We start from the raw sequence: 4,789 nt of genomic DNA on the forward strand, positions 1-4,789 counted from the left end.
CCGCAAGGGCGGCAAAAGACGCGGCGCTCGTTCCCGGTGCTCCACCATCATGCGAGATGCCCGAAATGGAAAGCAATGGGTCTTTCCCGAACCCGGAACTATCCCCCTTCGTAAACACTTCAACCAGCACGGTGATCAGCACGGGTTTCGCCCCCGGGCCCCACGGACTGGCCGCTACTAGCCCGGGCCGTAGCCCTGCCCCGGCCTGTGCCCGGCATCACGCCCACGGCCCTTATCCGGGCCCGCCGGAAAGGCCCCGACCCACCATTCCTGAGACCTGGACCACACCCCGCAGCGGTGAAGGGAGTGGCCCGCGCCACTTTCCTTCCGGCTTCCCTTTCGGCTTCCCTTTCGGCTTCCTTTCGGCCTTTTAGTGGCCCAGGTCACTTTCCTTTCCGGTGCCGGTTTGTGGCGCGGGGGTTCTTGGTTCGGCGCGAATTAGGGGCACGGATTCGGCCCGGGGTTCGGCGCGGATCCGGCCCGGGGTTCGGCCGGGGTTCGGCGCGGATCCGGCCCAGGGGCGAGGCGGGCTCCCCCCAAGACCTGAAGAGACGTAAAGAGCCGCCCCGGACCACGCGGGCCGACGCGCCCCCAGCCCGCCCCCAGCCCGTCCTCACCCCCGAACCCACCCGCCCCGGCCGGACAACCCCGAACCCCCCGCCCCGGGACCCAGAGCGCGCCCCAGCCCCCCTGCCGCCCCGGAATCGCCGGTCCCCCGAAAACGCCTGGCCCTGGCCCAGTAGGGTGACGCCCGTGGCTGCACGACCTCTTCACGAAATCGTCGAACCGGGCTGGGCGAAGGCCCTCGAACCGGTCGCCGGACGGATCACCGCGATGGGCGACTTCCTGCGCGCCGAGATCGCCGCCGGGCGTACCTACCTCCCGGCCAGCGCCAACGTCCTGCGCGCGTTCCAGCAACCCTTCGACGACGTCCGCGTCCTCATCGTCGGGCAGGACCCTTACCCGACCCCCGGGCACGCGGTGGGGCTGAGCTTCTCGGTCGCCCCGGATGTCCGTCCGCTGCCCGGCAGCCTGGTGAACATATTCCGCGAGATGGGCTCCGACCTGGGCCTCCCGCCCCCGTCCAACGGAGACCTCACCCCGTGGACCCAGCAGGGCGTCCTGCTGCTGAACAGGGCCCTGACCACCGCGCCCCGCCGCCCCGCCGCCCATCGGGGCAAGGGCTGGGAAGAGGTCACCGAACAGGCCATCCGCGCGCTGGCCGCCCGGGGCAAGCCGCTGGTGTCCATCCTGTGGGGCCGCGACGCCCGCAACCTGCGCCCGCTCCTCGGCGACCTGCCGGCCATCGAGTCCGCGCACCCCTCCCCCATGTCCGCGGACCGGGGCTTCTTCGGCTCCCGCCCGTTCAGCCGCGCCAACGACCTGCTGGTGCGCGCCGGGGCGCAGCCGGTGGACTGGCGCCTGCCGTAGAGCGCGGGCGCCGCGCGCGGCCGGCCTGGCCGGGGCCGCGGTGCCCGGAGGGCCGTGGGCTGGAGACTCCCCCCTGGCGCGGAGATAGTGTTCCCGCATGACCAATGCGAACATCCCTGCGGGCTGGTACGCCGACCCGCAGGGCACGCCCGACCAGCTCCGCTGGTGGGACGGCTCCCAATGGACCGAGCACACGCACCCGGGCCGCCAGCCCGGGGCCCCGGCGCAGCAGCAGGCACCGCAGCCCCAGCCGGTCCCGCACCACCCCGCGCAGCAGCCCATGCCCCAGCAGGGCGGGCAGCCGTACGGGCAGCCCGGCCCCGGCCCGCAGGGCTATGGCGGGTACCCGCCCCAGCAGCCGGTTTCCGGGCAGCCGATGCCCCAGCCGTACGCCGCCCACCAGGCCGCCGCGGTGCAGAAGCAGGTCCAGCAGCAGGCGGGGGTGGCCCCGGCCGGTCCCGGTGGCGGCACCCTGTTCACCGAGCCCGTGCTGGTGGTGAACCAGAAGGCCAAACTGGTCGAGGTCACGAACGAGTACAGCGTCTACGACCAGAACGGCAACACCCTCGGCACCGTCGTGCAGGTCGGTCAGAGCACCGCCCGCAAGGTGCTGCGCTTCGTCTCCAGCATCGACCAGTACCTGACCCACCGGCTGGAGATCCGGGACGCGTACGGGCAGCCGCAGCTCGTCCTGACCCGGCCGGCGAAGTTCATCAAGTCGAAGGTGATCGTCGAACGCCCGGACGGGCAGCCGGTCGGCGAGATCGTGCAGCAGAACGCCATCGGCAAGATCAACTTCGCGATGATGGCCAATGGTCAGCAGGTCGGCGCGATCAAGGCCGAGAACTGGCGCGCCTGGAACTTCGCCATCGTCGACCACGCGGACACCGAGATCGCCCGGATCACCAAGACCTGGGAGGGCCTGGCGAAGACGATGTTCACCACGGCGGACAACTACGTGCTGCAGATCCACCAGCAGCTCCCCGACCCGCTGCTCAGCCTCGTCGTCGCGACGGCGCTGACCGTCGACACCGCCCTCAAGCAGGATGCGCGGGGCTTTGGCTGATCCCTCGGCCCCTTCGGGCTCCCCCATGGCCCCGCCGCCCGGTTACGTGCTCGGCGTCGACTCGGGCGGCTCCGGGCTGCGGATCGCCGTGGCACGGACGGACGGCTCGGGCGGGGTGGGGACGGACGCCGGAGAGGTCCCGCGGACGGACGCCGCGACGGGCATAAGAAAGGGCGTAAGAAGGGGACACCCCGGCGCGGGGACGGCCTCAAGGCACGGAGCGAGCAGCGTCGGCCGGCCCTCCGCGAAGAACACGGACGCGCCCGCGGACACCGTCCGCCCGCTCGCCTCGTACGTCTTCTCCGAGCCCGTCCGCACCGGGCCGGACGGCATCGACGCCCGTCACCTGCTGCGCCGGGTGCTGCCCGTCGCGCAGAAGCTGCTGTGCGAGGTGGGCGGACGGCGGTACGCGGCCGTGTGTGTGGGGGCCGCCGGCATGGTCGCGCTCGGCGCCGACCTGCGCGCGCACCTGCCCGCCGCCGTCGCGGACACCCTCGGCACCCGGCGGCTCGCGCTCGCGGCGGACGCGGTGACCGCGTACGTCGGGGCGCTCGGGCAGCGTCCCGGCGCCGTCGTCGCCCTGGGCACGGGCATGGTCGCCCTGGGCACCGACCTCACCGCGTCCGGTGGCTGGCGGCGCGCCGACGGGTGGGGGCACCTGCTGGGCGACTGCGGCAGCGGCGCCTGGATCGGTCGGGCCGGGCTGGAGGCCGCGCTGCGCGCCCACGACGGCCGCACCGGCGGCTCCGCCGCGCTGCTGGCCCGCGCGGAGGCGCTGTTCGGGCCGGTGGCGCAGTTGCCCGCCAAGCTGTACCCGCGTGCGGACCGGGCCGCCGTCCTGGCCTCCTTCGCCCCGGAGGTCGCCCGCTGCGCCGCGCACGACGCGCCGGCCGCGGCCATCCTGCGCGAGGCCGCGCGGCACGTCGCGGACGCCGCCGCGGCCGTCTGCCCCGCCGAAGGGCCGACGGCCGTCGCGCTCACCGGCGGTCTGCTGCGGGTCGGCGAACCGCTGCTGGCCCCCCTCCGCGCCGCGCTCGCCGAACGGCTCCCGCACGCCCGGCACGTGAAAGCCGCCGGCGACCCGCTGAACGGCGCGCTCCGCATCGCCGCGGCGCTGGCCGGCGGCTCCCTGGCCCTCCCCTCCGACGAACAGTTGTTGCAGATCAGCGGCCCTGTACGACCGTCCGGTCGGATCGTCGACGAAGACGCGCGGGATAAAACGGGACGGATACCGCCCGACCGAACCCTCCCTCGGCACCCGGGCCGGTCCAGGCATTAGCATGCGACGCCATGAGTTCCCCCACTGGGGCCGCACCCGGCTCGCCCCGCTTTGACGAAGTTGCTCCTGCGAGCGCGGGGCCCGTATCCGGCCTCCCCGTACGAATGCCGCGTCCCCGGCAGCCGGGACGCCACCGCCGACCGGAGCCCGTGGTCGCTCCCCAGGGTGCGCCCGCCCTGGTCCTGGCGGTCCCCGGCACCCCCGCCCCGGCGTCCCGCGAGCTGGCGGAGGAGATCTCCAGCATCGCCCGCTCCGAACTCCCCGGCCTGAACGCCCTCATCGGCTACGTGGACGGCGGCGACGACGCCGAGTTCCCGGCACTTGAATCCGTGCTGGCACGCGCCGCGGCCGAGTACAAGGCGTTCGCCGGCGACGGGGGCCAGGAGCCGCAGGGTCCCGCCGCCGTCGTGGTGCCGCTGCTGGCGGGGCCGGACAGCGCGCTGCTCCGCCGGATACGTCAGGCGATCATGGCCAGCGGCTCCGGCGCCGAGCTGACCGAGGTCCTCGGCCCGCACCCGCTGCTCGCCGAGGCGCTGCACGTGCGGCTCTCGGAGGCCGGTCTGGCCCGCGCGGACCGGGCCCGGCTGTTCACGGTCGCAACGGCCGCGGACGGCATCCTGCTGGCCACCGTCGGCGGCGAGGAGGCCGCGCAGGCCGCCGGGATCACCGGCATGCTGCTCTCCGCCCGGCTGGCGGTGCCGGTGCTGGCGGCGGCGCTGGACGAGGAGGGCGCGATCGCCCGCACGGCGGAGCAGCTCCGCTCCTCCGGCGCCCAGCAACTGGCGCTGGCCCCTTACCTGATCGGCCCGGAGATCGGCGACGGCGCCCTGGAGGCCGCCGCCCGCGAGGCGGGCTGCGCGACGGCCGAGCCGCTGGGCGCGTACGGAGCGGTGGGCCGGTTGGCGCTGTCCGTGTACGCGACGGCCGCGGGGATCACGCTCAGCCGCTGACCACCGGCTCGGCTCCTGTCCCAGCAGTGGGTGCCCGGACCTCGTGTCCGGGCCCCCCCAGGG

The 4,789-nt window shown here is 74.4% G+C and carries 4 protein-coding genes; all 4 read left to right on the forward strand.

Annotated elements, in window-relative coordinates; all coding sequences use genetic code 11:
• Window positions 1-753 precede the first annotated feature (753 nt).
• Window positions 754-1,431, forward strand: coding sequence for a uracil-DNA glycosylase (locus ABZX96_RS37905; RefSeq protein ID WP_355554205.1), 678 nt, complete (start codon window positions 754-756; stop codon window positions 1,429-1,431).
• Between the two features lie 97 nt (window positions 1,432-1,528).
• Complete coding sequence (locus ABZX96_RS37910) at window positions 1,529-2,497, forward strand: phospholipid scramblase-related protein (RefSeq protein WP_355554208.1); 969 nt, start codon at window positions 1,529-1,531, stop codon at window positions 2,495-2,497.
• A complete protein-coding gene (locus ABZX96_RS37915; protein ID WP_355554210.1) occupies window positions 2,490-3,776 on the forward strand; it encodes a BadF/BadG/BcrA/BcrD ATPase family protein in 1,287 nt (428 codons plus the stop codon). The genes ABZX96_RS37910 and ABZX96_RS37915 overlap by 8 nt, the downstream gene beginning before the upstream one ends.
• Window positions 3,777-3,880: 104 nt before the next feature.
• Window positions 3,881-4,726 carry a hypothetical protein gene (locus ABZX96_RS37920; RefSeq protein WP_355554212.1) on the forward strand — a complete coding sequence of 282 codons (846 nt, stop codon included), beginning with the start codon at window positions 3,881-3,883 and terminating at the stop codon, window positions 4,724-4,726.
• Window positions 4,727-4,789: the final 63 nt, after the last annotated feature.

It is taken from the genome of Streptomyces sp. NPDC003077, from assembly GCF_040611095.1.
In the GTDB taxonomy this organism is placed as follows: Bacteria; Actinomycetota; Actinomycetes; order Streptomycetales; family Streptomycetaceae; genus Streptomyces.

Excerpts from the sequence above, each read along its gene's own strand:
- ABZX96_RS37910 (WP_355554208.1), top strand. The coding sequence starts at position 1,529 with ATGACCAATGCGAACATCCCTGCGGGCTGGTACGCCGACCCGCAGGGC.
- ABZX96_RS37920 (WP_355554212.1), top strand. The coding sequence starts at position 3,881 with ATGCCGCGTCCCCGGCAGCCGGGACGCCACCGCCGACCGGAGCCCGTG.